We start from the raw sequence: 26,498 nt of genomic DNA, 5'->3' as shown, positions 1-26,498 counted from the left end.
CTCACGACTCGCCAATTGGCGAGTTTTCTTTTTTTACATATTTATTTCAGGTGCAGGTAAAACCTATATACTGCTATTGCAAATTTGGAAAGGATGCGAAAATTGGTACAAGCATTGGATCGTACAAAAGTACAGAATAAAAAATTGAAACGTCCATTCATTTTAGCTGCCATCATGTTGGCTATGTTTATGAATGCTATTGAAGGAACGATCGTTTCGACAGCAATGCCGGCGATTGTAAGTGATTTGGGTGGTTTTTCTCTTTACAGCTGGGTGTTTTCAGGTTATTTGTTAATGAATGCCGTGACAGTCTTGATATATGGAAAGTTATCCGATATTCTGGGGAGAAAACCTGTTTTATTATTCGGAATCGTTGTTTTCTTAATAGGCTCCCTTCTTTGTGGCATCGCCAATTCCATGACTGAACTCATTATTTATCGCTTCGTACAAGGTTTTGGGGCGGGGGCTGTAGCTCCTGTAGCTTCCACGATTGTAGGTGATATCTATAAAAATGAAGAGCGGGCACGCGTTCAAGGGTATCTATCAAGTGTATGGGGCATTTCTGCGGTCATGGGGCCGGCTTTAGGCGGCTTGCTCGTTGAATCCCTTACTTGGAAGCTTGTATTCTGGGTGAATATTCCTTTGGGCTTACTATCTTTTATTGGTATTTGGCTTTTCCTTCATGAAAATATTGAAAAGAAAAAACGTGAGATCGATTACCTGGGTGCAACGCTACTGACTTTATCCATATCTACTCTTATGGTGATCCTTGTAGAAGGAGGGGTAAAATGGTCATGGGCTTCAGCTCCGGTCATTTCCTTAGCATCAGTGGCCATCATCGCCTTTATTATGTTTATTCTTCAGGAAAAGAAAGCAGCCGAACCGATGATGCCATTTGAAATCTGGCAGGAGCGCTCCATCTTGATCGCAAATCTTGTTTCTCTGACGACTGGAATAATGATGATTGGATTGTCGAGTTTTCTTCCAACATTCGTTCAGGGTGTGATGGAACGTTCGCCAACTGTAGCTGGCTTTACATTGACGGCCATGTCAATTGGCTGGCCAATCGCATCGATGATTTCAGGCAGGTTATTGATGAAAATAGGATTCAAATCAACTTCGCTGCTTGGAGGGGGGGCATTGATCCTTGGGAGCATCATCCTAGTATGGATGAAGCCAGAAGCAGGGCCGATTATGGCTGCCATGGGATCCTTCTTTGTGGGAGTGGGGATGGGCTTGACTTCGACTTCATTCCTAGTCGTCATTCAGAAAACCGTCAGCTGGGAACGCAGGGGGATTGCGACAGCATCTAATATGTTCATGCGTAATTTAGGAAATACGGTAGGCGCAGCTTTACTTGGAGGAATCATGAATACGAGACTTCAAGCTTATTTAAACGAGCATGCACCAGCAGGCTCGGGGGTGACGATTGATACGGCAAATAAACTGTTGAACAGTGAAGAACGCAGGTTGCTTCCTGAAGATGTGGTAAAGGTTTTACAGGAAGGACTCACCCTGTCTCTACAGACGATTTATATCATTGTTCTAATCTTCTCTGTAATCAGCTTCATATTACTAACGAGACTAAGAAAGAATCATTAAGGAAATGCGACGCGGATAATCAATTGGATCAATAGGGCGATCGTGACCATATGTAAAATGAATTTCAACTGTCGGGTAGAAATTTTCTGAGCCACGCGTAAGGCTAGCTGTGATCCGATAAGGGAGCCAATCGTGTAATAAATGGCAATCTCCCATGCAAGGTTACCGGCAATGAAATAGGTGATGAATGCAGCTGTACAGCTGATGAAAGTTTGAAATCTGGTAAAGGCCAGGGATTGAAGGTAAGTGGCTCCATTTCTTAAAAAGGTATACATAAGCATGGTGGCCTGTCCTGGTCCGAACATTCCGTCGTAAACACTGATTCCGAATAGGGTTGGATAAACTCTTTTTGGAAGGTGCCAAATCGGTTCAGTAGAGGGTTTTGGTTTCTTGATGAAGTTCATGATCAAAGCGATCGACAAAAGGCAGATGGCTAACAAATTCATCATCTTTTCAGAGAATGAATTAGCAAGCAGACCACCACAAAAACCACCGAATAAGGCATAGGGGATCAATTTGAGTGCATCCTTCAGTTTTAACTGTTTTTTCTTGAATAAAGTATAAAAACTGGAAAAAGAAGAAAACATATTCGAAAACTTGACGGAACCAATAACCTGGTGGATCGGTAACCCTATCAATAGGAGGGATGGCATGCCAATAAGACCGCCGCTGCCAGCCAAGGTGCCTACGAAGGATGCTGCAAAACTGATGACCAGCAATAAAATGATCGTCAATGGATATCACTCCTTTTCTTTTCCCTTGTATTATAAGCGGACTTTGTTGATAATTAAATTTAAATAATTTAAATCATCATCATAAGAATTAATTATCAAGAGGCTGGTGTATATGTCGTTTTCAGAATTTCATTTATTATCCGTACTTGCTCAGGAAATGAATATGAGAAAAGCTGCTGAGCGGTTGTTCGTTTCCCAACCGGCGTTATCACAGCGTTTACAATCAATAGAAAAGGATTGGGGCTCGAAACTGTTTCTGCGTTCACAAAAAGGACTATCGTTGACTCCTGCAGGAGAAGCGGTGATTCGTTTGGCCAATGAGGTAATAGAAAAAGAAGAAAAAGTAAGGGAAAGTATCCAAGCTATGGATCATGAAGTATATGGCACTTTGAAAATTGCCTGTGCTTCGATTGTCGGTCAAAACTGGCTGCCGCAAGTATTGAAAAAGTTTGTCCAAAAATATCCGTATGCTAAAATTTCTTTAATCACAGGCTGGAGCAGTGAGATTTTAAAGTCTTTGTATGAAGGCCAAGTACATATTGGCATCATAAGGGGAGCCCCGGATTGGAAAGGGGTAAAACAGCATTTGTTTACAGATATGCTTTATTTGGTCGATACTGAAATGAAGGAACTGAATCAGGTGTTCGAAACGGACCGGCCATTCATTCAATTTAAAAGTGACTCGAATTATTATCAGGAAATTCAGGACTGGTGGCATCGGCAATTTAAAACGACACCAAAAAACACCATCGTCGTGGATCAAATCGAAACGTGCAAACAAATGGTGTTCAATGGTATAGGTTATGCGATCCTGCCTGCCATCACTTTACATGATAAAGATACGAATATTTTTAAAATCCCACTTTTAGATGGGCATAATCATTCTATAGAACGGGATACATGGCTTTGCGGCTATGAATCTGCTTTCCAGTTAAAGCAAGTCCAAGCATTCACTGAAGTGGTGAAAGAACATATTCGCGACCAAGGAATGTTATAGGTCCGATGACGCCAATGTCAATAGGGCAGAATAATATATTGTCGTGACATTCAGCTTGTCTTGCAGACAGTTGTCTGTTAAATTTAAAACGAGTAATGATACATATTTAGGAGGTTTTACCCGGAATGAATAAAATGGATGCAAACGAGATTATTGCTTTTATCTCAAATAGTAAGAAATCGACACCAGTAAAGGTATATGTCAAAGGCGAATTAGAAGGCATGGATTTTGGAACGGCTTCTAAAACTTTCATTACAGGGAATACAGGTGTGGTATTCGGTGAATGGTCTGAAATCGAAGAGGCAATCAAGGCTGCGGGAACTAAAATCGAGGATTATGTAGTAGAAAACGATCGCCGTAACTCTGCCATTCCTTTATTGGACCTTAAAGGCATCAAAGCCCGTATCGAGCCTGGCGCTATAATCCGTGATCAAGTATCGATTGGTGACAACGCAGTGATCATGATGGGTGCATCAATCAATATCGGCTCTGTCATTGGCGAAGGTACAATGATTGACATGAATGCAATACTTGGCGGACGTGCAACAGTAGGTAAAAACTGTCACGTAGGTGCTGGTGCAGTTTTAGCAGGTGTCATCGAGCCTCCTTCCGCACAACCGGTCATCTTGGAAGACGATGTTTTGATCGGAGCTAATGCGGTCGTACTTGAAGGAGTGAAAATCGGTCAAGGTTCAGTTGTAGCGGCCGGTGCCGTTGTAACAAAAGACGTTCCTCCATACTCTGTGGCTGCTGGTATCCCGGCAAAGGTCATTAAACAAATTGATGAAAAAACCAAGTCAAAAACAGAGATCATGCAAGAACTTCGTCAACTTTAATTCTTACGTGAATATTGTCAAAAGCGTGGATAATTTTATCCACGCTTTCTGTATAGGGAGGGAATAATGTGAAAATAAATCCATTTGCCGAGATCCGGCGTGATTTGCATCAAATTCCGGAAATAGGTTTTAAGGAATTCAAGACTCAGAAGTATCTATTGAATTACATAACGAATTTAGCCTCGGAGCGTATCGAGATAGAAACTTGGCGAACAGGGATATTCGTGAAAGTGAAGGGAAGGAACCCGAGGCAAACAATTGGCTACCGAGCTGATATAGATGGTCTGCCGATTAAAGAAGAAACCGGATTGCCTTTTGCATCCACCCATGAAGAATATATGCACGCCTGCGGACATGATTTTCATATGAGCATCGGTCTGGGGTTATTAACCTATTTCACCGAGAATCCGATCGATGATGACTTATTATTCATTTTCCAGCCGGCCGAAGAAGGACCTGGCGGAGCTGAACCGATGCTGAAATCGGATACCATGAAAAAATGGAAACCGGATATGATTCTTGCCTTGCATATTGCTCCAGAGTATCCAGTTGGAACGATCGCCGTTAAAGAAGGCCTTTTATTTGCCAATACATCTGAATTATTCATCGATTTGAAAGGGAAAGGGGGGCATGCAGCTTACCCACATGAAACAAAGGATATGGTCATTGCTGCTTGTTCTCTTGTCGGGCAGCTACAAACCATCGTTTCCCGGAATGTCAATCCACTTGATTCAGCTGTCATTACAGTTGGGAAGATTACAGGAGGAACCGTTCAAAATATTATTGCGGAGACAGCGCGGTTAGAGGGTACAATACGCACGCTTAACCCAGAATCGATGGTAAAGGTCAAGTCGAGAATAAAAGCGCTTGTCGACGGCATACAAGTTGGCTATGAATGCTTGGCAGAAATCGACTATGGTGCGATGTACCACCAGGTGTATAATGAAGAACTTTTGACCCAGGAATTCATGGAGTTTACGGAGAAGTCATCTTCCGTTCATCTGCATCGCTGCACTGAAGCGATGACAGGTGAAGATTTTGGATATATGTTAAAGGAGATTCCGGGTTTCATGTTTTGGCTAGGTGTATCATCAGAATATGGTTTGCACCATGCTAAGTTATGTCCGGATGAAGATGCCATTGAACTTGCAATTAACCATTTAACTAACTATATAACGTTTAAAGGAAACGAAGCTTAACTGTTCTTCCTTACTGGAATTTAAATCATGCTAAAAGGAAAGAACGAATGATGTAGGAGGGCTTGTTGTGAAAAAAGAATTTGCAGTGATTGGACTCGGCCGTTTTGGCGGCAGTATAGTCAGAACGTTAGCTGAAGAAGGATTAGGAGTTCTGGCTATCGATGCAGATGAAGATCGTGTCAATGAATTCGCCAGAATTGCTTCACATACCGTAGTAGGGGATACCACTGATGAAAATGTGCTGAGAAACATAGGGATTCGTAATTTCGATCACGTCATTGTTGCAATAGGTGAGAATATTCAGGCGAGTATATTGACAACTCTTATACTTAAAGAATTGGGTGTCGGCAATGTTACGGTAAAAGCGCAGAATGATTATCATGAGAAGGTGCTTCGAAAAATCGGAGCTGATTTTGTCGTGCATCCCGAAAGAGATATGGGGAGAAGGATTGCGCATAAAATGGGCTCCAACAATATTCTTGATTATTTGGAGCTTTCAGATGAACATTCCATCGTTGAAATTGTTGCAAGCCAAAAGATGAATGGCAATTCTATATTTGATCTGGATATCCGCGCCCACTACGGGCTGAATATCGTTGCGATTAAAAGAGGGAATGAAATCAATGTCTCTCCTCAAGCTAACGATTTAATTCATAAAGGCGATATATTAATCGTCATTGGAGCAGATTCAGACATCAATCGTTTCGAAAAAAAGATTGTAGAATAAGAAAGTGTCCTGCTAAAATCGAACAGCGCTCACTTTCTTTTATCAAAGGAAAACAAAAGGGTTTCGGAATGGTCTCATTCCGAAACTTTGTTTTTTTATTGGATTTGAAGCAGTTATAGAGAATAGCTGCATCGATAATTTTTTAAGCCCCCTTAAAGTAGTCCTACGAATACCATTCTTTTCTTTTGCATCAACGAATACACGCAATATCTTTACTTTGCGTTTCGCATATTTACACCTGCATTATGACGCCGGTGATCTGATTCTTCTATAATTTTTTCCAAATGGCTCACCATGGATCATGCGATTCAAAGGTGTTGCAACAAAATATTTGCAACACTATTTGGGTTGGTTTAATTTCTTGGATACACTTGCTTTTAATACAGATGAACGTAGTATTCGCACGTTTGCGGTGGAAAGTTGCTTACACCCAATAAACGAAACAAACGCAACGAAGAAAAGAGAAGGTGTTTTTGAAAAGTTGACTATTTTTAAGATTGTATATTAGCATTTAATTTAGTTTTTTTATCAGGAGGAATTGTTTTATGGATTTTTTATAAGCGTTATAAAGATAAAGAAGTTTATGTTCTTACATTGCAACGTATCATTACAATTATGATAATTCTTATTATTTCGGATATATTGTTAGGGCTAATTAATGTGTTTTTGGATTTTTCGGGAGGCAATTATTAATTATTCGCTTTTTAATTTGAATGAAATCAACAATCAAGTTAAACATGGCCTAAAACAAAAAAAACTGTAGACAAACTCAATTATTATAGAGATTGTCTACAGTCTGAAAAACCCAGCCGAATGATGGCTGGGTTTTTTTGTTTATTGAACTTCCATGATGATCGGTAGGATCATTGGACGGCGTTTAGTTTTTTCATATAAGAATGGAGACAATGTATCTGTAATTTCATTTTTAATTTCAGACCATTGTGTAGTTTTGCGATCCATCACTTTATTCAAATGCTTTGTGATCAAGGATTGAGCATCGCTAATTAGGTCTCCTGATTCCCTCATATAAACAAATCCACGTGAGATGATGTCAGGGCCGGATGCAATTTTGAATTCCTTCATATTTATGCTGACAACGACAACGACAAGGCCTTCTTCAGAAAGAATCCGACGATCGCGTAAAACGATGTTACCGATATCCCCGATGCCGCTTCCATCGATATAAACCGAACCCGAAGGAATTTTACCAGCGATTTGTGCTGTGTTTTCACTTAAGGAAAGTACTTCACCATTATCCATGATAAAGCAATTTTCCTCAGGGACACCGCAATCGACTGCATGGCGGGCATGAAGTTTTTGCATACGGTATTCTCCATGGATTGGCATGAAGAATTTTGGCTTGATCAAACGAAGCATTAGTTTTTGTTCCTGCTGTCCGCCATGCCCAGATGTATGAATATCATTCAGTGGACCTGAAATGACGTCAGCTCCAGCACGATATAATTGATTAATCGTTCTGGAAACACTGATTGTGTTACCTGGAATTGGTGAAGAAGAAAATACGACTGTATCACCAGGAATGATTTGAATTTGACGGTGAGTGCCATTTGCAATCCGCGAAAGAGCTGCCATTGGTTCACCTTGGCTGCCAGTACAAAGGATGGTTACTTTGTTCGCAGGCATACGATTTAATTGCTGTACATCAATGAATGTATCTTTTGGCGCTGTGATATAACCAAGGTCTTGGCCAATTGATATGGCAGAATCCATGCTACGCCCAAAAACAGCTATTTTACGTCCATTAGCCACGGCTGCTTCAACCACCTGTTGAAGACGATGGATGTTCGATGCGAATGTTGCAAAAATAATCCGGCCGTCCACCTTGCGGAAAATATCTTGAATGGTATCGCCGACACGGCTTTCTGACATAGTGAAATTCTGCACTTCACTATTTGTACTATCCGAAAGTAAGCACAATACGCCTTCTTTTCCGATTTCAGCCATCTTGGTCAAGTTGGCTGGCTCGCCTACTGGAGTAAAATCAAATTTAAAATCACCAGTATGAACAATTTGTCCTGGTGGCGTTTTTACAACAATTCCATATGAATCGGGAATACTGTGAGTTGTACGGAAGAAAGAGACGGAAGTCTTCCGGAACTTAATCACTTCATCTTCACTGATTTCAATCATCGTCGTCTGGCGTAAAAGGCCGTGTTCCTCCAATTTATTACGAAGCAACCCAAGTGCTAGCTTTCCGCCGTATACAGGAACATTCACTTTTCTAAGTAAATAAGGAATCCCGCCAATATGGTCTTCATGGCCATGAGTGATGAAAACACCTTTAATTTTATCTACATTTTTCTCTAAATAGCTGTAGTCTGGAATCACATAATCAATACCTAGAAGTTCATCTTCCGGAAATTTAATTCCAGCATCAATGACGATGATCTCATCTTGAAACTGAACAGCATATGTGTTCTTACCGATTTCGCCTAAACCGCCCAGGGCGAATACAGCTGTTTGATCATTTTTTACAAATTTCATAAATTATAGCTCCAATACTTTGTAATCTTCATTTTGTTTTTCATATTCTAAATATGCTCCTGTTACAGGTAGTACAATTTCGACGTTATAAGGTTCTTTTTTTAATTTTAAACGGACGTCACGAACGGATTCACCTTCGACGAACATTGTTTTAGTATTCTCCCTGATGGGAACCTCTGCTATGGTTACTTGATAGTATACCTTAAAAACCATTTTAATCTCTCCTCACTTGTTTGCATTGCTTTTTTCATTATATATAAAAACAACAATTTTTTCATGTTTTTCAACATCATGTAAAAATAAACCCAGCTCCGCCATAAAAACGGAAGGGGTTTTGATGAACTCAATATACCAATGTCTTAAGTATATAAAAAATAGATGGCAATTTCGGGTATCAATCCAATTGTAGCTTCCTCTATCCTCTATCCTATCCGTTTTTACTATGTGTAAAACTTAAATCGACAAAGAAAGTTTCTGACCACTCGTTTTCATTCGGAATTCAGTTTATCTCACTTTACCTTAATTAAACAAAATCATTTTTTTCGCAAACGATTTCTTTCATAATTAATATAGTACCACTGGGTACAGCGTTTCATGGAATGACAACGGCTCATATTCTAAATAGAAATATGTATTCACTTGGCCATTTACAAAGCCAAGGTAGAAAGAATGCTTATCAAGAACTTTACAACAAGGAAGAAGCCCTCCGCAAGTTTTTGAAGGGCTGTCCGAAAAAAACTCGCATACGGATGACGGCCATGGCAGAATATGAATGGCAAATCATGCGATAGATTTTTTTCTTAAAAGATCTTTCCATTGTTTAACAAGCTTTTTACGAAGCTTTTTTAACATGGCGATCACACTCCCTTAGTTATTATTGTATAGGATTATTCAATAAAGTAAATATGTCTTTACAAGTACTTGGTCCATTTTTGAAAAAAAAGGCTCATTAATACTGGTAACTGTGATTTTAGAGGCAAGAAGGAGGGCGAGGCACTAAACTGAAGTTAAGGGTTACTACTATATAAGAGTAGTATATGCTCATTCGTGAATAAAAAACTAAACTTCGAGAGTGGAATTCAGTGGAGTTACTTGACTTATCTTGATGACAATTATTAAATGAGTACATATTAAAAAGGAAAAAATGAATGAATTGGAAGTGAATCGTTAGTGAAAATCGTATTTTTTGATATTGACGGAACATTGCTTGATCATGAAAAAAAGTTACCTGCCTCAACGAAAAAAGCAGTTAAGCAGCTACAGGATAACGGGGTTTTTGTGGCGATTGCCACTGGCAGGGCTCCGTTCATGTTCGAGTCTTTGAGGGAAGAGCTAGGCATAGATACATTCGTAAGTTTCAACGGACAATATGTTGTTTTTGAAGGAAAAGTCGTTTACAAAAATCCTTTGAACAAACTTGAGATAAAACGTCTTCACGAACATGCTGAAAATAATCAAATACCGATCGTTTTCATGAATGAGGAGACAATGAAATCCAGTGTGCCCCATCATAATCGAATCGAAGATGCATTAAGCAGTCTGAAGTTCCCCCACCCAGAACAAATGGCTGATTTTTATGAGGACCATGATATATACCAAGCGTTATTATTCTGCTCGGAAGATGAAGAAGGGAATTTTGTTGGGAACTATGATGACTTTCATTTTATTAGATGGCATACGTACTCTACGGATGTACTTCCATTCGGAGGTTCAAAAGCAGAAGGTATTAAAATATTAATGGAGAAAGTTGGGTTCGCTCTCGAGGACGTTTATGCCTTCGGAGATGGGTTGAATGATATTGAAATGTTAAAAGTAGCGGGATATGGCGTGGCAATGGGGAATGCCGGTCAACTGTTGAAGCAAGAGGCAGACTTTGTTACGAAAGATGTCGATGACGATGGCATACTTTTTGGATTGAAGGAACTTGAACTGATTTAAAAATAAAAACTCCCGTCAAACAATAGACGGGAGTTTTTAGATTATTACGCTCACCTTTCTACCGCGATGGAATTTTCCGGAACGGTATAGGGGTCATCTTGATTGATATGATCATAAAACATGATTCCATTAAGATGATCGATTTCATGCTGGAAACAAATAGCTGCGGTGCCTTTAAGGCGGAGTTGAACCGACTTTCCTTCCAGGTCCGTTCCCACTACCGTTATTCGAGCATAACGTGGCACATAGCCGGAAACGGGCCGATTAACGGAGAGACAACCTTCTCCGGTTGTTAAGTATGCTTTTTCCACTGAATGACTGATGAGTTTAGGATTAAAAAGTGCATAGCTATACAGTTGATCATCTTTTTCTTTCAAATGAACTGCAATCATCCTTTTTGACACATTAACCTGTGGTGCAGCCAAGCCAATTCCTGCTCTTAACCCGTATAGGGCAGCAATATCAGGCATTTGGCTGTTTTGGACATATTCCATCAAGCTGGCTAAAATTCGCTTATCTTCATCTGATGCCGGAAGTGGGACTTCCAACGCGACTTTCCTTAAAATAGGATCATCTTCTTTAACAAAATCATCCATAGTAAGCATAATTTTTCACCCCATAAAAATTATTATTATATGTATAGGGTTATTTTAACAAAAAAAATGCTGAAAGTTAATGGACTGGTCTAATTAAACAGAATGGGATAGGGATGGAATCATTTGATCATTCCCTATCCCAGCCATTATTTTATTATCTTGTTGTACTTTTTAAAAAAATACATCATTTTTGTGAAACAGGGTAAATAGATATCATATTCGGGTAAAGGTAATAAAAATTACCTGTTTAGCATAAGCAAGCTCCGACAATGATGAGCAGAATGAAAAGGACAATGATTATGGCGAAGCCGCTACCAAAGCCCCCACCACATTGTTCACCATAACCAAAGCTGGGTGCAACGGAAACCGGATAACAACAATCCTGGGTGTAACCTCCATACATAATTTCATACCTCCGTTTTTGTATTGTTAATTTGTTGACCACTTTGATTTGAAACGGTCCCTACAGCCTATGCAGTATGATATAAAGGGTGTAGGCTTACGCCCAGTAATGAAAAATTCCTGTTCGGAATATGTTTTAGTACGAGTGTCTGCAGCTTAAACAGAAATTTAGAGAAATATAAATCTTAGAAGAACTATCAGAAGGAGAGAGCTGTCTATGTTAAAGCGTTTTGGCCCATATGTTATTTTACTTCTTTCTTTAGCGATCATGACCGGTTGTTTTAATGGTTCGCCTGAAGAGAAAATCCACAAGATCCTAGAGAAAACGGCAGAAAAGGAAGGTGATTTCAACGAGAATCAAGTGCCACTCAATGAATTGGAGAAAAAGGAAAAAGAACAGTATGAGAAAATCATTAAACTTGGAATGGATGAGTACCAACAAATCATAGAGCTCTCAGATGAAGCGACCAAGAATATCGACGAACGCGAGGATATAATTGAAAAGGAACAAAGCAGTATGCAATCGTCAAAAGAACAGTTCAAAAAAATTGATGAACAAATTGGAAAAATAGAAGATGAAAAGATAAAAAAAGAAGCGACTGAAATGAAAAAAGTCATGAGTGAACGTTACAGCACATACGACGACTTATACGATGCCTATCAACAAAGTCTGGTTTATGATCGTGAATTATATGAACTGTTTAAAAAAGAGGATTTGAAAATGGATGAATTACAAGGTCAAATCGAGAAAATTAATAACTCTTATACAAAAGTTTTGAAAGCGAATGACCAATTTAATGCATTAACGGAAAAATCCAATCAAAAAAAGGAAAGTTTTTATGATAGTTCTGGCATAGAAATGGCTGATTCAACGAAATAATAACTAATGATGGGCTGTGATCCTCACTCACAGCCCATTTTTGTGCATCCCGTTCATTTATCGATAGAAAAGTCCCGGAAAAAATTTTTTGAGCAAACCGATGATATTAAAAATTTCAGTACCTGTACTAAAAAAAAACGAAAATAGAAAATCAAACAGCAGCCTGAAATGAAAGCGGTTGAATATTTTTTTGGAATATTATCTTACCTGCTCAAATGCCCTTACTTAAAGCGGTTTTGGAATCGATGGGATTTGCGAAGGAAATGAAATATTATCCTTCGTCCTCCCCAATATGATAATTTAGGCCAATTTATTAGTACAGTTATAAAACCAAAACTAATACAGTGGAGAAGAATTAGGAATGGGAATTCAATTAAATCAAAAAGATAAGGAACTCCAAGTGATTGACTTGAGGATATTTCTTCTTGTAAACTTAAATTATAAAAATTTCTTGTATCATATATCTTGATTTTTTTTATAGTACAGAATAAGATTGAGACATATTAAGCAGATCCACGTTTGAGGGATTGGTCTTAAGGGAAAAATAAAAGAATGCATTGTTGCAAAAACTAAAAAGCAAACTATTTTTGCTTTATAGAATAATAATAGCAAACCTTTTTAATGAAAGGATGAGGTGCCAAATGGCTCAAAAAACTAAGCAAGCTAAAATTAATATCCAAGATCAGCTTAAGAAAGTGGAAGAACAATTTGAAACTTTTCAAATTTTAAATGAAGAGGGAGAAGTCGTCAACGAAGCGGCAATGCCTGATTTAAGTGATGAACAATTGCAAGAATTAATGCGTCGTATGGTTTATACTCGCATCTTGGATCAACGTTCCATATCACTGAACCGTCAAGGTAGATTAGGGTTTTATGCACCGACTGCCGGTCAAGAAGCTTCTCAAATCGCTTCACAGTATGCTTTGGAGAAAGAGGATTTCATTCTACCTGGTTACCGTGATGTTCCGCAAATCGTTTGGCATGGTCTTCCGCTATGGCAAGCATTCTTATTCTCCCGGGGACATTTTAAGGGAAATCAAATTCCTGAAGACGTTAATGTCATTTCCCCGCAAATCATTATCGGCGCTCAATATATCCAAGCTGCCGGAGTGGCTCTTGGTTTGAAAAAACGCGGCAAAAAAGCTGTAGCGATCACATATACGGGTGACGGTGGAACCTCACAAGGTGACTTCTATGAGGGAATTAACTTTGCAGGTGCATTTAAAGCGCCAGCTATCTTCATCGTGCAAAATAACCGTTTCGCAATCTCGACTCCGGTTGATTTACAATCAGCAGCGAAAACATTAGCCCAAAAGGGTGTGGCTGCAGGTATTCCTGGAATCCAAGTTGATGGTATGGATGCGTTGGCCGTATATACAGCAACTAAAGAAGCACGCGAACGTGCAATTAATGGTGAAGGCCCAACATTGATTGAAACATTAACTTACCGTTATGGACCGCATACGATGGCTGGGGATGACCCGACACGTTACCGTACTTCTGATATGGATAACGAATGGGAACTGAAAGATCCATTGGTGCGTTTCCGCAAGTTCTTGGAAAACAAAAAACTTTGGAATGAAGAACTAGAGAACGAAACGATAGAAAAAGCAAAAGAAGATATTAAAGAAGCAATCAAATTGGCAGATGCAGAACCTAAGCAAAAGGTTACAGACCTAATTGAAAACATGTTTGAAGAAATGCCTTATAACTTAAAAGAACAATATGAAATTTATAAAGAGAAGGAGTCGAAGTAAGCCATGGCTCAATTGACGATGATTCAAGCAATTACAGAAGCATTACGTACAGAACTTAAAAATGACGAGAATGTACTCGTTTTTGGGGAAGATGTTGGTCTTAATGGAGGAGTTTTCCGTGCAACGGAAAATCTTCAAAAAGAATTCGGCGAAGATCGTGTATTCGATACACCTCTTGCTGAATCTGGAATCGGTGGATTAGCGGTCGGTCTTTCTTTACAAGGTTTCCGTCCTGTTCCTGAAATTCAATTCTTCGGATTTATATATGAAGTAATGGATTCCGTAAGCGGTCAGCTTGCTCGTATGCGCTACCGTTCAGGCGGACGTTACAGTGCGCCGGTTACAATTCGCTCACCTTTTGGCGGTGGAGTTCATACTCCTGAAATGCATGCTGATAGCTTAGAAGGTTTAATGGCACAGCAACCAGGGTTAAAGGTAGTTATCCCTTCCACTCCTTACGATGCAAAAGGTTTATTGATTTCAGCGATTCGTGATAATGACCCTGTCATTTTCCTTGAGCACATGAAATTGTACCGCTCTTTCCGTCAGGAAGTTCCTGAAGAAGAATATACAATTCCATTAGGAAAAGCGGATGTGAAAAGAGAAGGAACGGATTTATCCATTATTACTTATGGTGCGATGGTACAGGAATCCATCAAGGCTGCTGAGGAATTGGCTAAGGAAGGTCATTCCGTCGAAGTGGTCGACTTACGGACTGTATCTCCATTGGATATTGATACAATCATTGCTTCTGTAGAGAAAACTGGACGCGCTATCGTTGTTCAAGAAGCACAAAAGCAAGCTGGTATTGCAGCGAATGTTGTAGCGGAAATTAACGAACGTGCCATTTTGAGCTTGGATGCACCAGTACTGCGAGTGGCGGCTGCTGATACGGTATTCGCGTTTTCACAAGCTGAAACAGTATGGTTACCTAATTATAAAGACATTATTGAAACGGCGACTAAAGTCTTGAAATTTTAACAATCTTAAGTATTGGGAATGAATGTCCTTCATGGGAAAGTAATTTCGCATTATCGGTAATGCAAGATAAAGGACTTTATTCAAAGCACTAAGTATGATTTAATATAGGAGGTTGAACTCAGTGGCATTCCAATTTAGACTCCCTGATATCGGAGAAGGTATACACGAAGGTGAAATAGTGAAATGGTTTGTAAAACCAGGAGATAAGATTCAAGAAGATGACGTGCTTTGCGAGGTTCAAAACGACAAGGCCGTTGTTGAAATCCCATCACCGGTGGAAGGTACCGTTGAAGAAATCCTTGTTCAAGAAGGAACGGTTGCCGTTGTTGGCGATGTACTTGTAACATTCGATGCTCCAGGTTATGAAAATCTTCAGTTTAAAGGGGATCATGGAGAAGAAGCGAAGGCAGAAGGCGAGAAGGATACGGAGTCCCAGGTTCAAGCAACTGCTGAAGCTGGACAGGAAGTCAAGAAAGAGGCTGCTCCGGTTCAAGAAAATAATGGAGTAACGGGCGCGGGATCACAACCACAGGTTGAGGTGGATCCTTCACGACGTATTATCGCCATGCCTTCTGTTAGAAAATATGCACGCGAACAAGGGGTAAATATTCGTGAGATTTCTGGTTCTGGGGATAACGGCCGCATCATGAAAGAAGACATCGATGCTTTCAAAAACGGCAAAACGGCTCCACAGCAACCAGCAGCTCAAAGTGAAGCTTCTCAACAAAATGATACGGAAACAACCGAAAAACAAAAAGTGTCAATTCCAGAAGGGCAATATCCTGAAACTCGCGAGAAAATGAGCGGCATGAGAAAAGCGATTGCCAAAGCGATGGTTAAATCCAAACAGACAGCTCCGCATGTAACATTAATGGATGAAGTCGATGTGACGCTACTGGTTGCTCACCGTAAGAAATTCAAGGAAATTGCTGCAGAAAAAGGAATCAAGCTTACATTCCTACCTTATGTTGTTAAAGCGTTAACAAGTGCATTGCGTGAATTCCCTATGCTTAACACATCATTTGATGATGAGGCTAGTGAGATTATCCATAAACACTATTACAATATCGGAATTGCGGCAGACACAGACAAAGGACTGCTCGTTCCAGTTGTAAAAGATGCAGATCGTAAATCAACTTTTGCTATTTCACAAGAAATTAATGAATTAGCGACGAAAGCTCGTGACGGCAAATTGGCTCCTAATGAAATGAAAGGTGCTTCTTGCTCCATTACGAATATCGGTTCCGCAGGCGGTCAATGGTTCACACCTGTAATCAATCATCCAGAAGTTGCCATTCTAGGGATTGGACGCATTGCCGAAAAAGCAATTGTACGCGACGGGGAAATTATCGCCGCTCCAGTTCTGGCATTATCACTGAGCTTTGATCACCGCATGATTGATGGAGCAACAGCTCAACATGCATTGAATCATATCAAAAAGTTATTGAACGACCCAGAATTATTGTTAATGGAGGCGTAAACAATGGTAGTAGGAGATTTTCCAATCGAAACAGATACTTTAGTGATCGGTTCAGGCCCAGGGGGATACGTTGCCGCAATTCGCGCAGCACAGCTTGGACAGAAAGTAACGGTCGTTGAAAAAGGAACAATCGGCGGAGTTTGTTTGAATGTAGGCTGTATCCCATCGAAAGCGTTAATTTCAGCGGGACACCGTTTCCATGAAGCTCAGCATTCAGAAGACATGGGTATCTTTGCAGAAAAAGTTACTGTTGATTTTTCTAAAGTACAAGCTTGGAAAGGTACTGTTGTAAAAAAATTAACTGGCGGCGTAAGCAGCTTGTTAAAAGGTAATAATGTTGAGGTAGTAACAGGCGAAGCTTATTTCGTTGATGAAAACAGCATCCGTGTTATGAATGAAGACTCAGCCCAAACATATACATTTAAAAACGCAATCATCGCTACTGGTTCATCACCAATCGAGATTCCGTCATTTAAATATACGAAACGTGTACTTAATTCTACTGGTGCTCTTGCTTTGGAAGAAGTTCCAAGTTCGATCGTAGTAATCGGTGGAGGTTACATTGGTACTGAGCTTGGTGGAGCTTTCGCAAGTTTTGGCACTAAAGTAACTATTCTTGAAGGTACGGAAGAAATTCTTTCTGCAGGCTTTGAAAAACAAATGGCAGCACTTGTTAAACGCAACCTTAAAAACAAAGGTGCTGAAATTGTTACAAAAGCAAATGCTAAAGGCGTGGAAGAAACTGAAACAGGCGTAACCGTTACTTATGAAGTAAAAGGTGAAGAGAAAAAAGTCGAAGCTGATTACGTTTTAGTAACTGTGGGACGTCGCCCTAATACTTCGGAAATCGGTATTGAACAAGTTGGAATCAAAATGACTGACCGTGGTCTTATCGAAACTGATAAACAATGCCGTACAAGCGTGAAAAACATCTATGCTATCGGTGATATCGTTTCTGGACCTCAATTGGCTCATAAAGCTTCTTATGAAGGTAAAATTGCTGCAGAAGCCATTGCAGGACATTCATCTGAAATCGACTATCTTGCTATTCCGGCTGTTGTATTCTCTGAACCGGAACTTGCTTCTGTCGGTTATAATGAAAAAGAAGCGAAGGAAGCTGGAATTGAAGCGCTTGCTTCTAAGTTCCCATTCGCTGCAAATGGACGAGCTCTTTCATTAAACAATACGGACGGATTTGTGAAGCTTATCACTCGCAAAGAAGACGGATTGGTAATAGGAGCACAAATCGCAGGACCAAACGCATCTGATATGATTGCGGAGCTTGGTTTAGCTATCGAAGCGGGAATGACTGCCGAAGATATCGCGATGACAATCCATGCACATCCAACTTTAGGGGAAATTACAATGGAAGCTGCAGAAGTGGCCCTTGGAACTCCTATTCACATCATTAAGTAATTGAACTATAGTAAGCGTGCTGCCTAGGCAGTACGCTTTTTTTAGTGGCCAGATCTTGATTGAATTCACCCCCAATCAAGATTTTCTTTCTACTATTTAAATGAAAAGGACAAAAAGGGCATAAGCTATAAAAAGGACTTCTTACTTTTTTCCTTAAAAAGGTTTGAATAAGGTAAAAGAGGATAAAAAATAAGATGAGCGATGTCGAAAGAATAATTTTGTCAATACAAATAGTATGGCTGATTTATTCATTTTAAAATGGGGTGGATCACTTGAAAAATTATCTGGTAATCCTCTTTCAACTAATCGTATGGAGCGGGTATACACTAGTTGAATGGCTATCTGTTAATGATCGGTTTGTTTTCAAAGTATTCATGTTTCTGGTCTTTTCTTATTTGGCTATTTACATTGGTAAAATGATTTTGAAATCCAATAAGCGAACCATGCTTGTTACTGTGATAAGTCTTTTATGTTATGGAGTTTTGCAAATCCTATTGGAAACCCTAGTACCCGTTTATTGAATTTTTCGTAAGCTCGCAAACGACACATCAAATAACGGAGGAACCATGATTAACAAAGTGTTATTTTTATTTGCATTAGTAGCCCTTTTTTTAATCGGCTGCAGTGATTCAGATTCTGATCGAACAGAAAAAGAGAATCATAAAAGTGTGGAAACGACCACATTCATCCATGATGAAAGCGAGCAAGAAAAAAATGTGAAAGTAGAGACAGCCAAAACAAATACGGAAGCGAAAGTAAAGGCAGAATATCGGGTGGATAAAGGGAATTGGTCATTTAAACCGATTGGTGATCCAGATCCGAAGGTAGTCTTGTTGACATTTGATGATGCACCTGATAAATATTCGCTTGATATTGCCAAAACGCTTAAAAGACTCGGGGTTCCTGCGATCTTTTTCGTAAATGGACACTTTCTTGAAAATGATAAAAATAAAGCGATGTTAAAAGACATTTATGAAATGGGTTTTGCTATCGGCAATCATACATATTCACATGTAAATTTAAAAGAGTTGCCTGAAAAGGAACAGGAGAGAGAAATTATAAAATTAAATAATTTGGTTGAGGGCATCATAGGAGAACGCCCTAAGTACTTCAGGGCGCCTTTTGGAGCGAATACCGACCATTCAAAAAAAGTTGCTGAGGAAGAAAAAATGTTGGTCATGAATTGGACGTATGGATACGACTGGGAAAAGGAGTATCAGGATAAAAAAGCATTAACAGAGATCATGTTGAACAGTCCTTATTTAGGAAATGGTGCGAACCTGCTGATGCATGATCGAAAATGGACGAGTGAAGCGATAGAGGATATTGTGAAAGGTTTTCAAAAGAAAGGGTATAAGATTCTTGATCCCAAATTAATTGATACGCCTGCATGAGCTGAATTTTCAGCTTGTGCAGGTCTTTTATTTCCTTGGATAGTAATACATCACGCGTTTATTAAAGAGATGGAGCTGTCCCTTTAATTTCTTTGCGAGGAACTTGCATAACTCATTCGCTTTTCCTTTATCACCGAAGGTTGCTGTTTCAGGGAGGGTGAATTGGATATAGGATTGAATGCGCTCTAGCCCATCCTCATCCTTCACGACTTCCTGGTCAACCCCTATCAATATCATGTGATAACGATCCTCTTTGGATTGAAGATAAATGGCCTTATCTTTCATTCTTTCAGGTTCTTTCATTTCATAAGGAAATGCTTTCTTATCATAATCCCAATCCAGTTGCTTTCCGGTTTTTGCTGTGATCATTTGGTAATAGGTCAGCAATTCCTTCACGTCCTCGATGGTTACTGTCGATTTCACGGACTCAGGAACAAGCTTTATATAGGCATTTTCAGACATCTGGATCCCCCTTAGATTCTATCGCATGTATGAATATATTAACATTTTATGGTTGTAATATATACATATCTATATGTAAAATTGTAGGCGAAATTCCTTTTTCCCCTTGCCTGGCTGAAAAAGGAGTGTGATGGATTATGTAAAAAGAGATTCTAGAGCCTTTCATTTTTAAAAATATTCGCACGTATTATAAAAAGAATCGGTATAAAGAACGATTGGAATCGTTTTCCCCCACATGAGGTTTCTTTATATGGGTAAAAATATATATGTTATACTTTTTAGCTTGAAATAATAAATGTGTTATATTATAATTCATTTAAAGCGGTTACATTATGTAATTGATGCATACAATATAGAGGAAGGGGTTGTAAAAATGGGAACTATCGTATGTCAAACTTGCAATAGCACGATTGAACATTTTGAAGATGAAAAAGTAAGTGTACTTTATACACACAATCACAACTGCCAAAGCTGTGATACAGCTGCCTCTGAAAAATAAATGGAAAAAGACTTTAAGATTAATAGAATTTAAGGGTGTTTCAGGATTGTAACCTGGAGCACCCTTTTTATAGGAGTTAATTTGAGGATATTCTGGGTTTTCATCCGCAGCTCTTTGCAAAATGAAATGGGCAAAAGAAACCAGAGCATGCGTCTGCTCTGGTTTGATGAGTCTCGTTCAATTTTTAATGATGCGTAAATATTTTATCTCTGGATCCTCTGGACCTTGTACTGGTAGACCAGCCTCGATGTTTTTCTGGATGTAATTGATATTATCTTCAGTAATCAGCTCGCCAGGTATAAAAATAGGGATTCCAGGCGGGTAAACCATGATGAATTCCGCACTGATTTTGCCGACGGATTCTTCGATGGGAACCACTTCGGTTTCTGCATAAAATGCCTCCCTTGGCGATAAAGCAAGAGGTGGTGTATCGGGAAGGAGGACTTCGATTTTCTCATGTTCAGCAGCCATTTCCTTAAACTCATCCGATAGGTCTCTAAGGGCGGCAATCAAAAGGTCCGCTTCTTTTTTTGAATCTCCCGGTGTAATCAGGCAAAGTATGTTATACAAGTCAGAAAGTTCAACTTCGATATTATGCTTTTCCCGAAGCCATTTCTCAACGTCGTACCCGGTAATATTCAATTCCTTAATGGAGATGATCAGTTTTGTTGGATCATAACTAAAGGCTGCTTTACTGGATAGAATTTCCTTGCCAACACAGTATAGATAAGGAATCTCATTCACGGCCTCCCGGATATATCCAGCAAGATTGATGGCATCATCGATCATTTCCCTGCCTACGGTCGCAAGTTGTCTTCTGGCTGTGTCCAGGGAAGCTAGAAGGATATAGGAGGTTGAGGTGGTAGTGAGCATGCTCAATATTGCTTGAACCCGATTTGCGGAAACCAATCCATTCTTAACATTTAAAATGGAACTTCCCGTAAGTGAACCACCCAGTTTATGAACGCTCGTTGCGGCCATATCTGCTCCAGCTTGCATGGCTGACATAGGCAAGTCTTCATGGAAGTGAATATGGACACCATGTGCTTCATCTACGAGGACTGGGATTTGGTAGGAATGAGCAACTTCCACTATTTTTTGCAAATCAGCAGAAATGCCGAAATAGGTTGGATTGATGACAAGCAATCCTTTGGCATCACTATGTTCCTTTAAAGTTTTTTCAACGGCATCGACGGTGATTCCGTGTGAGATGCCCAAATCTTTGTCTATTTCAGGATTGATGAAAATGGGAACAGCTCCGGAAAATACAATGGCAGACATTACGGATTTATGTACATTCCTCGGGACGATGATTTTGTCCCCAGGTCCGCAGACTGTCATGACCATCGTCATGATTGCTCCACTTGTTCCTTGAACGGAAAAGAATGTATGATCGGCACTAAAGGCTTCAGCGGCAAGATCCTGAGCTTGTTTAATGATCCCCTTTGGCTGATGGAGATCATCGAGTGGGGCGATATTGATTAAATCTATGGATAATGCATTTTCTCCAATGAAATCACGGAAGTCAGCGTCCATTCCTTTTCCTTTTTTATGACCGGGAATATGAAATTGAACGGGATTTTTTTTGGCATGCTGCAATAAGGCAGTGTATAAGGGTGTTTCATTCTGTGACAATTCTTTGTGGCCCCTTTTCAATATAATAAGTACGAATATTGGGGGAGAAGATACTCCCTTTCTATTAACGATAAGTATGTTTGTCCGATCCCGTAAACATCCAAATGGTTAGTGAGCTTATGGAAGGACATAAAACATATGAATTATAGCACGTCTTATAATAAATGCCTAGCGTGACTTTAATGTCCTTACATAAACAATGCCTAAAAGAAGTGGATGTTAAGGGAATCAATAAAATATAACAGCCAGTTATAATTGTCTATATACCTAGTATTAACAGGATTGACTCAAGAATTCTTTTTTTATAAACATTAAAAACTATGAGTTTAAAAATTGAACGGTAAAACAATATTTGCCATAATGAAGTTATGATATAGAATATATAACTTCATTTTAAATGAATAGGGAGATGAGGAGCTTGAAGTGGAATACGCGTGTGACCGATTTGTTAGGAATCCAATATCCAATTGTACAAGGGGGATTGGCGCATTTAGCCTATGCAGAATTGGCTGCGGCCGTTTCGAATGCAGGAGGGCTTGGACAGGTAACTGCCATGTCTTTGGACAACCCCGAACAATTGATAGATGAAATAAGGAAAACTAAATCATTGACGGATAAACCGTTTGGTGTGAATTTTGCGATTGGTCAGCATGGAAGACCTTATGAACACATGCTTGAAGCAGCCCTGAAGGAGGAAATCGCAGCTGTTTCCGTAACGGGCGGTAACCCAGCACCATTCCTTGATTTCGTCAAAGGTACTGGAGTGAAAAAACTTGTGCTTGTTGCTGCAAGAAGGCAGGCAGTGAAGGCCGAACAGCTGGGCGCAGACGCGGTGATGGTGGTTGGTCAGGAGGGTGGTGGACATTTAGGACGTGATGATATTGGAACTTCTGTATTGATTCCTCAAGTCGTGGATTCCGTTAAAATTCCGGTCATCGCCTCGGGTGGCTTTGGAGATGGGCGCGGTCTGATGGCGGCATTGACCCTTGGAGCCGAAGGAATTGAGATGGGAACCAGATTCATTGCAGTCAAGGAGTGTGTTCATGCACATGAATTATATAAAAATGCCTTGGTTTCCGGCACAGAAAATGATACCGTTGTCATTAAGCGGTCCATTGGTGCACCTGCAAGGGTAATTGCTAATAGCTGGACCGATAAAATACTTGCAATAGAAAAAGAAAATGGTGGATATGAGCAACTGAAAGAATACATAAGTGGGCAAGCGAACCAGCGTTATATCCATGACGGTGTTGAAGGAGAAGGTTTTGCCTGGGCTGGACAAGTAATGGGGCTGATTCATGATGTACCATCGACGGCTGAACTATTCAGTCGGATTATCAACCAGGCAGAGGCAATCCGTTCAAAATGGGCAGACTGATGGTAAATGGTCTCCAGAACAACATGAAAACCAACTAGAAGGAGCGTGTTTAGATATGGATTATCAATATCCAATGGATCTTGATTGGTCAACTGATGAAATCGTCGATGTTATTAAATTCTTTGAAGCGGTCGAAAAGGCTTATGAAAATAAAATACAAAAGGAAGAATTTATGAAAGCCTACCGCAGATTCAAGGAAATAGTCCCTGGTAAAGCGGATGAAAAAAAGTATACGGATGAGTTTGAGTCAGTCAGCACTTATTCCGCTTATCTTGTCATCAAGAAGGCAAAAGGGATAGAAGACGGCGAATGGATCAGAATGAAATAAATTTTTAAAAAATTTTTAGAAAACTTCATTGACTTACTGAAAAGTTTGTTTTAACATAATAATCAAGAAAAAGATAAAGGCAGTGACGAAGAAGAGTACCTTAATGCCGTTCTGTAGAGAGCCAGTGGTTGCTGAAAACTGGTGGACGAATTTAAGCGAATGGACTTTCGAGCCCCAAACCGAAACGGATCGACGGAGTAGGCTTTGGCGATTATCTCATCGTTAATGGAGATAGGCATGTAATGAATTAATGCCGTAAAGTGAGCTAATTTAGCTAATTAAGGTGGTACCACGGGTTCCTCGTCCTTTGGATGAGGGCCCTTTTTGCGTTTTTATGATAATGATAATTAAATCTATGAATAAGAGTAGTAATCTTTTTAGATGCGTCACAGAGAACCGGGATTGGTGGAAACCGGTACGATATAAGAAGATGAATGGACTTATGAGTGGTTTCTTGAAATAAGTAGGGAAACTCGGTAGCCTCCGTTAAAGGGTTTTGGTAAGAAATTTTGATTTCTTGCTTAAGAGGGAAAAACGATACGTTTTTCCAACTTGAGGTGGCACCGCGGTATTCCGTCCTCTGCAGACACATATTTGTGTTTGCAGGGGATTTTTTTATGGATTTTCAATACCTTTTAGTCGAAACGCAGTATTAACAAATTAATGGATGCTTATAGGGTACGGCTACCGCCAGTTTACATGACCATAATAAGTATCAGGAGGTAATTTTGATGAACAATTTGGGTGAAAAAAAAATACTCCGCTTCAAAATGGAAACCATTGAAGGAGATATTCACACACCGATCGCCATATTTCAGAAATTAGACGATGAACAGAAATTTTTATTGGAAAGTTCAAATTCGCATCATGACAATGGTCGCTACTCTTATCTAGGTTCAAATCCATATCTGGAGGTAACATCATTTGCTGAACAAGTATATGTAAAGGATTCGATAACAGGGGACCAAATCGTAAAGAACATCAATATCATTGAGTTTCTAAAAAATGAATTGTTAGTGGAGATAGGAGATGCCCCCGTACATCTTCCGCCATTTAATGGGGGAGCAATCGGATATATGGGCTATGATATCATTCGCCTATATGAAAATATTGGTTCTATGCCCCCAGATTCACTACAAATGCCTGATGCTCATTTTCTTTTTTTTAAGGAACTGTATATATTCGATCATGTGCTGCAGAAGATTCATCTTTTGACCGCGGAAGAGGATAGTGAAAAAAGCTTATTGGGGATGAAGGAAAAAATCAACCAGCCAAGTAAACCTTCGAAGGAAATATCGTCGGAATATTTGGAATTCAAGTCGAATTTCAGTCAAGATGAATTCGAGAAATTGGTTCTTGAAGTGAAAGCAGCGATTGTTGCTGGTGAAGTGTTCCAGGTTGTTTTATCACAAAGATTTAAAGCGGAATTCGATGGGGAGCCTTTCGATGCTTACCGTCGTCTGCGGTTGGCCAACCCATCTCCTTATATGTTTTATATTGAATTTGGTGACTATACCATTTTAGGCTCGTCTCCAGAAAGTTTGATCAGTGTTTCTTCAGGAATGGTTCATGTTAATCCCATTGCAGGTACACGGCCGAGAGGGAAAACGGACGAAGAAGATAAGGGCTTGGAAAAGAGCTTACTGATGGATGAAAAGGAACTTGCTGAACATAGGATGCTTGTTGATTTGGGAAGAAATGATCTTGGAAGGGTTTGCGAAATAGGTTCTATCCATCTTACCGAGGAAATGGAAATTCAAAGATATCAGCATGTCATGCATATTGCTTCGAAGATTAGTGGAAAGCTTAGGGAAGGTTTCACGAGTTTAGATGCTTTGACTGTCTGCCTTCCTGCTGGAACCGTTTCAGGAGCCCCTAAAATCAGGGCAATGCAACTCATCAATGAACTTGAAAATTGCAAACGAGGGATGTATTCCGGCTCAATAGGATTCATAGGTTTCGGAGGGGATCTGGATATGGCTTTAGCCATTCGGACGATGATCATAAAAGATGGTAAGGCCTATGTACAGGCAGGGGCAGGAATTGTATATGATTCCGATCCAAAAACGGAGTATGAGGAAACACAAAATAAAGCACGCGCTCTAATGGAGGTTCACACAAAATGATTTTATTAATTGATAACTATGACTCGTTCACTTTCAACCTTTATCAATATTTAGGGGAAGTGGAAAAAGATATCATCGTAAAAAGAAATGATGAAATCACCATTGCTGAAATCAAGGAAATGAATCCAATGGCTATCGTCATTTCCCCGGGTCCCGGCCGTCCGGAAGATGCTGGTATCAGTATGGATGTCATCCGTAATTTTTATGAGAAGGTTCCGCTTTTAGGAATATGTCTGGGGCATCAGGCCATTGGTGCAGTTTTTGGAGCGAACGTGGTTGGGGCAAAACAGATCATGCACGGGAAAACATCGATTATCGAGCATGATGGAAAAGGGGTATTTGCCAATCAGGACTTACAATTCCCAGTGATGCGCTACCATTCACTTGTAGTGGAAAGGGGTAGTTTGCCAAATGAACTGACCGAGACGGCAGTAGCACTGGATGATGGGGAAATTATGGCCCTGAAACATCAAGATTTCCCGCTATACGGTTTACAGTTCCACCCGGAATCAATCGGTACGAAAATCGGCAAGGAGTTATTACATCAATTTTATAAGATTGCCGGTACCTTTCAATCAGAGAAGAAACAATCCATTTTATAAATAAAAAAACGACTGGGGGAGTTA

At 39.8% G+C, this 26,498-nt stretch carries 25 protein-coding genes, 1 pseudogene and 2 other annotated features; of the genes and pseudogenes, 19 read left to right on the top strand and 7 right to left on the bottom strand.

What is annotated here, in order from left to right:
- Window positions 1-102 precede the first annotated feature (102 nt).
- Entirely contained in the window at window positions 103-1,602 is a 1,500-nt protein-coding gene (locus ACQKMH_RS12660; RefSeq protein WP_427587816.1) for an MDR family MFS transporter, read from the top strand.
- Here ACQKMH_RS12660 and ACQKMH_RS12655 read toward each other — a convergent pair.
- Complete coding sequence (locus ACQKMH_RS12655) at window positions 1,599-2,336, bottom strand: sulfite exporter TauE/SafE family protein (RefSeq protein WP_427587815.1); 738 nt, start codon at window positions 2,334-2,336, stop codon at window positions 1,599-1,601. The genes ACQKMH_RS12660 and ACQKMH_RS12655 overlap by 4 nt on opposite strands.
- Before the next feature lie 112 nt (window positions 2,337-2,448).
- Here ACQKMH_RS12655 and ACQKMH_RS12650 point away from each other — a divergent pair, with 112 nt between their 5' ends.
- The 5 genes and pseudogenes from ACQKMH_RS12650 to ACQKMH_RS12630 all read left to right on the top strand — a co-directional run.
- Window positions 2,449-3,333, top strand: coding sequence for a LysR family transcriptional regulator (locus ACQKMH_RS12650; protein WP_427587814.1), 885 nt, complete (start codon window positions 2,449-2,451; stop codon window positions 3,331-3,333).
- 125 nt (window positions 3,334-3,458) lie between these two features.
- The gene (gene dapD / locus ACQKMH_RS12645; RefSeq protein WP_427587813.1) at window positions 3,459-4,169 is read left to right on the top strand and encodes a 2,3,4,5-tetrahydropyridine-2,6-dicarboxylate N-acetyltransferase; all 711 of its coding nucleotides are present in this window, start codon (window positions 3,459-3,461) and stop codon (window positions 4,167-4,169) included.
- Between the two features lie 74 nt (window positions 4,170-4,243).
- Window positions 4,244-5,368 (top strand): N-acetyldiaminopimelate deacetylase, encoded by a 1,125-nt coding sequence (locus tag ACQKMH_RS12640; RefSeq protein ID WP_427588495.1) that lies wholly within the window; start codon window positions 4,244-4,246, stop codon window positions 5,366-5,368.
- A gap of 67 nt (window positions 5,369-5,435) precedes the next feature.
- Window positions 5,436-6,095, top strand: coding sequence for a potassium channel family protein (locus ACQKMH_RS12635; protein ID WP_427587812.1), 660 nt, complete (start codon window positions 5,436-5,438; stop codon window positions 6,093-6,095).
- 295 nt (window positions 6,096-6,390) lie between these two features.
- Window positions 6,391-6,501 (top strand): annotated as a pseudogene (locus ACQKMH_RS12630) (IS1595 family transposase); the annotation flags it as partial.
- A gap of 428 nt (window positions 6,502-6,929) precedes the next feature.
- Here ACQKMH_RS12630 and rnjA read toward each other — a convergent pair.
- Entirely contained in the window at window positions 6,930-8,600 is a 1,671-nt protein-coding gene (rnjA, locus tag ACQKMH_RS12625; protein ID WP_427587811.1) for a ribonuclease J1, read from the bottom strand.
- 3 nt (window positions 8,601-8,603) lie between these two features.
- Window positions 8,604-8,813, bottom strand: coding sequence for a DNA-dependent RNA polymerase subunit epsilon (locus ACQKMH_RS12620; RefSeq protein WP_427587809.1), 210 nt, complete (start codon window positions 8,811-8,813; stop codon window positions 8,604-8,606).
- Between the two features lie 957 nt (window positions 8,814-9,770).
- Between ACQKMH_RS12620 and ACQKMH_RS12615 the strand changes: the two genes are divergently transcribed.
- Window positions 9,771-10,538 carry a Cof-type HAD-IIB family hydrolase gene (locus ACQKMH_RS12615; RefSeq protein ID WP_427587808.1) on the top strand — a complete coding sequence of 256 codons (768 nt, stop codon included), beginning with the start codon at window positions 9,771-9,773 and terminating at the stop codon, window positions 10,536-10,538.
- Window positions 10,539-10,588: 50 nt separating this feature from the next.
- Here the strand turns inward: ACQKMH_RS12615 and def are convergent, their stop codons facing one another.
- Window positions 10,589-11,143, bottom strand: a complete 555-nt coding sequence (gene def / locus ACQKMH_RS12610; RefSeq protein WP_427587807.1) for a peptide deformylase — start codon at window positions 11,141-11,143, stop codon at window positions 10,589-10,591.
- Window positions 11,144-11,381: 238 nt separating this feature from the next.
- Window positions 11,382-11,537, bottom strand: a complete 156-nt coding sequence (locus tag ACQKMH_RS12605) for a YjcZ family sporulation protein (RefSeq protein WP_427587806.1) — start codon at window positions 11,535-11,537, stop codon at window positions 11,382-11,384.
- Between the two features lie 216 nt (window positions 11,538-11,753).
- Here ACQKMH_RS12605 and ACQKMH_RS12600 point away from each other — a divergent pair, with 216 nt between their 5' ends.
- The 7 genes from ACQKMH_RS12600 (at window position 11,754) to ACQKMH_RS12570 (ending at window position 19,444) form a co-directional block, all read left to right on the top strand.
- Window positions 11,754-12,416: a YkyA family protein gene (locus ACQKMH_RS12600; RefSeq protein WP_427587805.1), complete on the top strand. Its 663-nt coding sequence runs from the start codon at window positions 11,754-11,756 to the stop codon at window positions 12,414-12,416.
- A gap of 641 nt (window positions 12,417-13,057) precedes the next feature.
- Window positions 13,058-14,173 carry a pyruvate dehydrogenase (acetyl-transferring) E1 component subunit alpha gene (gene pdhA / locus ACQKMH_RS12595; RefSeq protein WP_427587804.1) on the top strand — a complete coding sequence of 372 codons (1,116 nt, stop codon included), beginning with the start codon at window positions 13,058-13,060 and terminating at the stop codon, window positions 14,171-14,173.
- Between the two features lie 3 nt (window positions 14,174-14,176).
- Entirely contained in the window at window positions 14,177-15,154 is a 978-nt protein-coding gene (locus ACQKMH_RS12590; protein ID WP_061462266.1) for an alpha-ketoacid dehydrogenase subunit beta, read from the top strand.
- 121 nt (window positions 15,155-15,275) lie between these two features.
- Window positions 15,276-16,634 (top strand): dihydrolipoamide acetyltransferase family protein, encoded by a 1,359-nt coding sequence (locus tag ACQKMH_RS12585; RefSeq protein ID WP_063231988.1) that lies wholly within the window; start codon window positions 15,276-15,278, stop codon window positions 16,632-16,634.
- 3 nt (window positions 16,635-16,637) lie between these two features.
- The gene (lpdA, locus tag ACQKMH_RS12580; protein ID WP_427587803.1) at window positions 16,638-18,050 is read left to right on the top strand and encodes a dihydrolipoyl dehydrogenase; all 1,413 of its coding nucleotides are present in this window, start codon (window positions 16,638-16,640) and stop codon (window positions 18,048-18,050) included.
- Window positions 18,051-18,313: 263 nt separating this feature from the next.
- On the top strand, window positions 18,314-18,571 hold the full coding sequence (locus ACQKMH_RS12575; protein WP_356714203.1) for a hypothetical protein: 258 nt from the start codon (window positions 18,314-18,316) through the stop codon (window positions 18,569-18,571).
- 45 nt (window positions 18,572-18,616) lie between these two features.
- Entirely contained in the window at window positions 18,617-19,444 is an 828-nt protein-coding gene (locus ACQKMH_RS12570) for a polysaccharide deacetylase family protein (RefSeq protein ID WP_427587802.1), read from the top strand.
- 27 nt (window positions 19,445-19,471) lie between these two features.
- Here the strand turns inward: ACQKMH_RS12570 and ACQKMH_RS12565 are convergent, their stop codons facing one another.
- Entirely contained in the window at window positions 19,472-19,906 is a 435-nt protein-coding gene (locus ACQKMH_RS12565) for a DUF1885 family protein (protein WP_427587801.1), read from the bottom strand.
- A 373-nt stretch (window positions 19,907-20,279) separates the two neighbouring features.
- On the opposite strand from ACQKMH_RS12565, the gene ACQKMH_RS12560 reads away from it, so the two are divergent.
- The gene (locus ACQKMH_RS12560) at window positions 20,280-20,405 is read left to right on the top strand and encodes a GapA-binding peptide SR1P (protein ID WP_072272684.1); all 126 of its coding nucleotides are present in this window, start codon (window positions 20,280-20,282) and stop codon (window positions 20,403-20,405) included.
- A 177-nt stretch (window positions 20,406-20,582) separates the two neighbouring features.
- Here the strand turns inward: ACQKMH_RS12560 and ACQKMH_RS12555 are convergent, their stop codons facing one another.
- A complete protein-coding gene (locus ACQKMH_RS12555; RefSeq protein ID WP_427587799.1) occupies window positions 20,583-22,040 on the bottom strand; it encodes an aminotransferase class I/II-fold pyridoxal phosphate-dependent enzyme in 1,458 nt (485 codons plus the stop codon).
- Between the two features lie 418 nt (window positions 22,041-22,458).
- Between ACQKMH_RS12555 and ACQKMH_RS12550 the strand changes: the two genes are divergently transcribed.
- The 4 genes from ACQKMH_RS12550 (at window position 22,459) to ACQKMH_RS12535 (ending at window position 26,474) form a co-directional block, all read left to right on the top strand.
- Window positions 22,459-23,418, top strand: coding sequence for an NAD(P)H-dependent flavin oxidoreductase (locus tag ACQKMH_RS12550; RefSeq protein ID WP_427587798.1), 960 nt, complete (start codon window positions 22,459-22,461; stop codon window positions 23,416-23,418).
- A 55-nt stretch (window positions 23,419-23,473) separates the two neighbouring features.
- Window positions 23,474-23,746 (top strand): UPF0223 family protein, encoded by a 273-nt coding sequence (locus tag ACQKMH_RS12545; protein ID WP_427587797.1) that lies wholly within the window; start codon window positions 23,474-23,476, stop codon window positions 23,744-23,746.
- Between the two features lie 73 nt (window positions 23,747-23,819).
- Window positions 23,820-24,057 (top strand) — a binding site (T-box leader).
- A gap of 35 nt (window positions 24,058-24,092) precedes the next feature.
- Window positions 24,093-24,330: a binding site (T-box leader), on the top strand.
- 147 nt (window positions 24,331-24,477) lie between these two features.
- On the top strand, window positions 24,478-25,872 hold the full coding sequence (gene trpE, locus ACQKMH_RS12540) for an anthranilate synthase component I (RefSeq protein ID WP_427587796.1): 1,395 nt from the start codon (window positions 24,478-24,480) through the stop codon (window positions 25,870-25,872).
- Window positions 25,869-26,474: an anthranilate synthase component II gene (locus ACQKMH_RS12535; RefSeq protein WP_427587795.1), complete on the top strand. Its 606-nt coding sequence runs from the start codon at window positions 25,869-25,871 to the stop codon at window positions 26,472-26,474. Before trpE ends, ACQKMH_RS12535 begins: the two co-directional genes overlap by 4 nt.
- The last annotated feature ends 24 nt before the right edge of the window (window positions 26,475-26,498 follow it).

The organism is Peribacillus sp. NPDC097895 (assembly GCF_050277555.1).
In the GTDB taxonomy this organism is placed as follows: Bacteria; Bacillota; Bacilli; order Bacillales; family DSM-1321; genus Peribacillus.
Note: the sequence above shows the minus strand (reverse complement) of the source record. Positions and strands in the feature narration are given on the sequence as shown.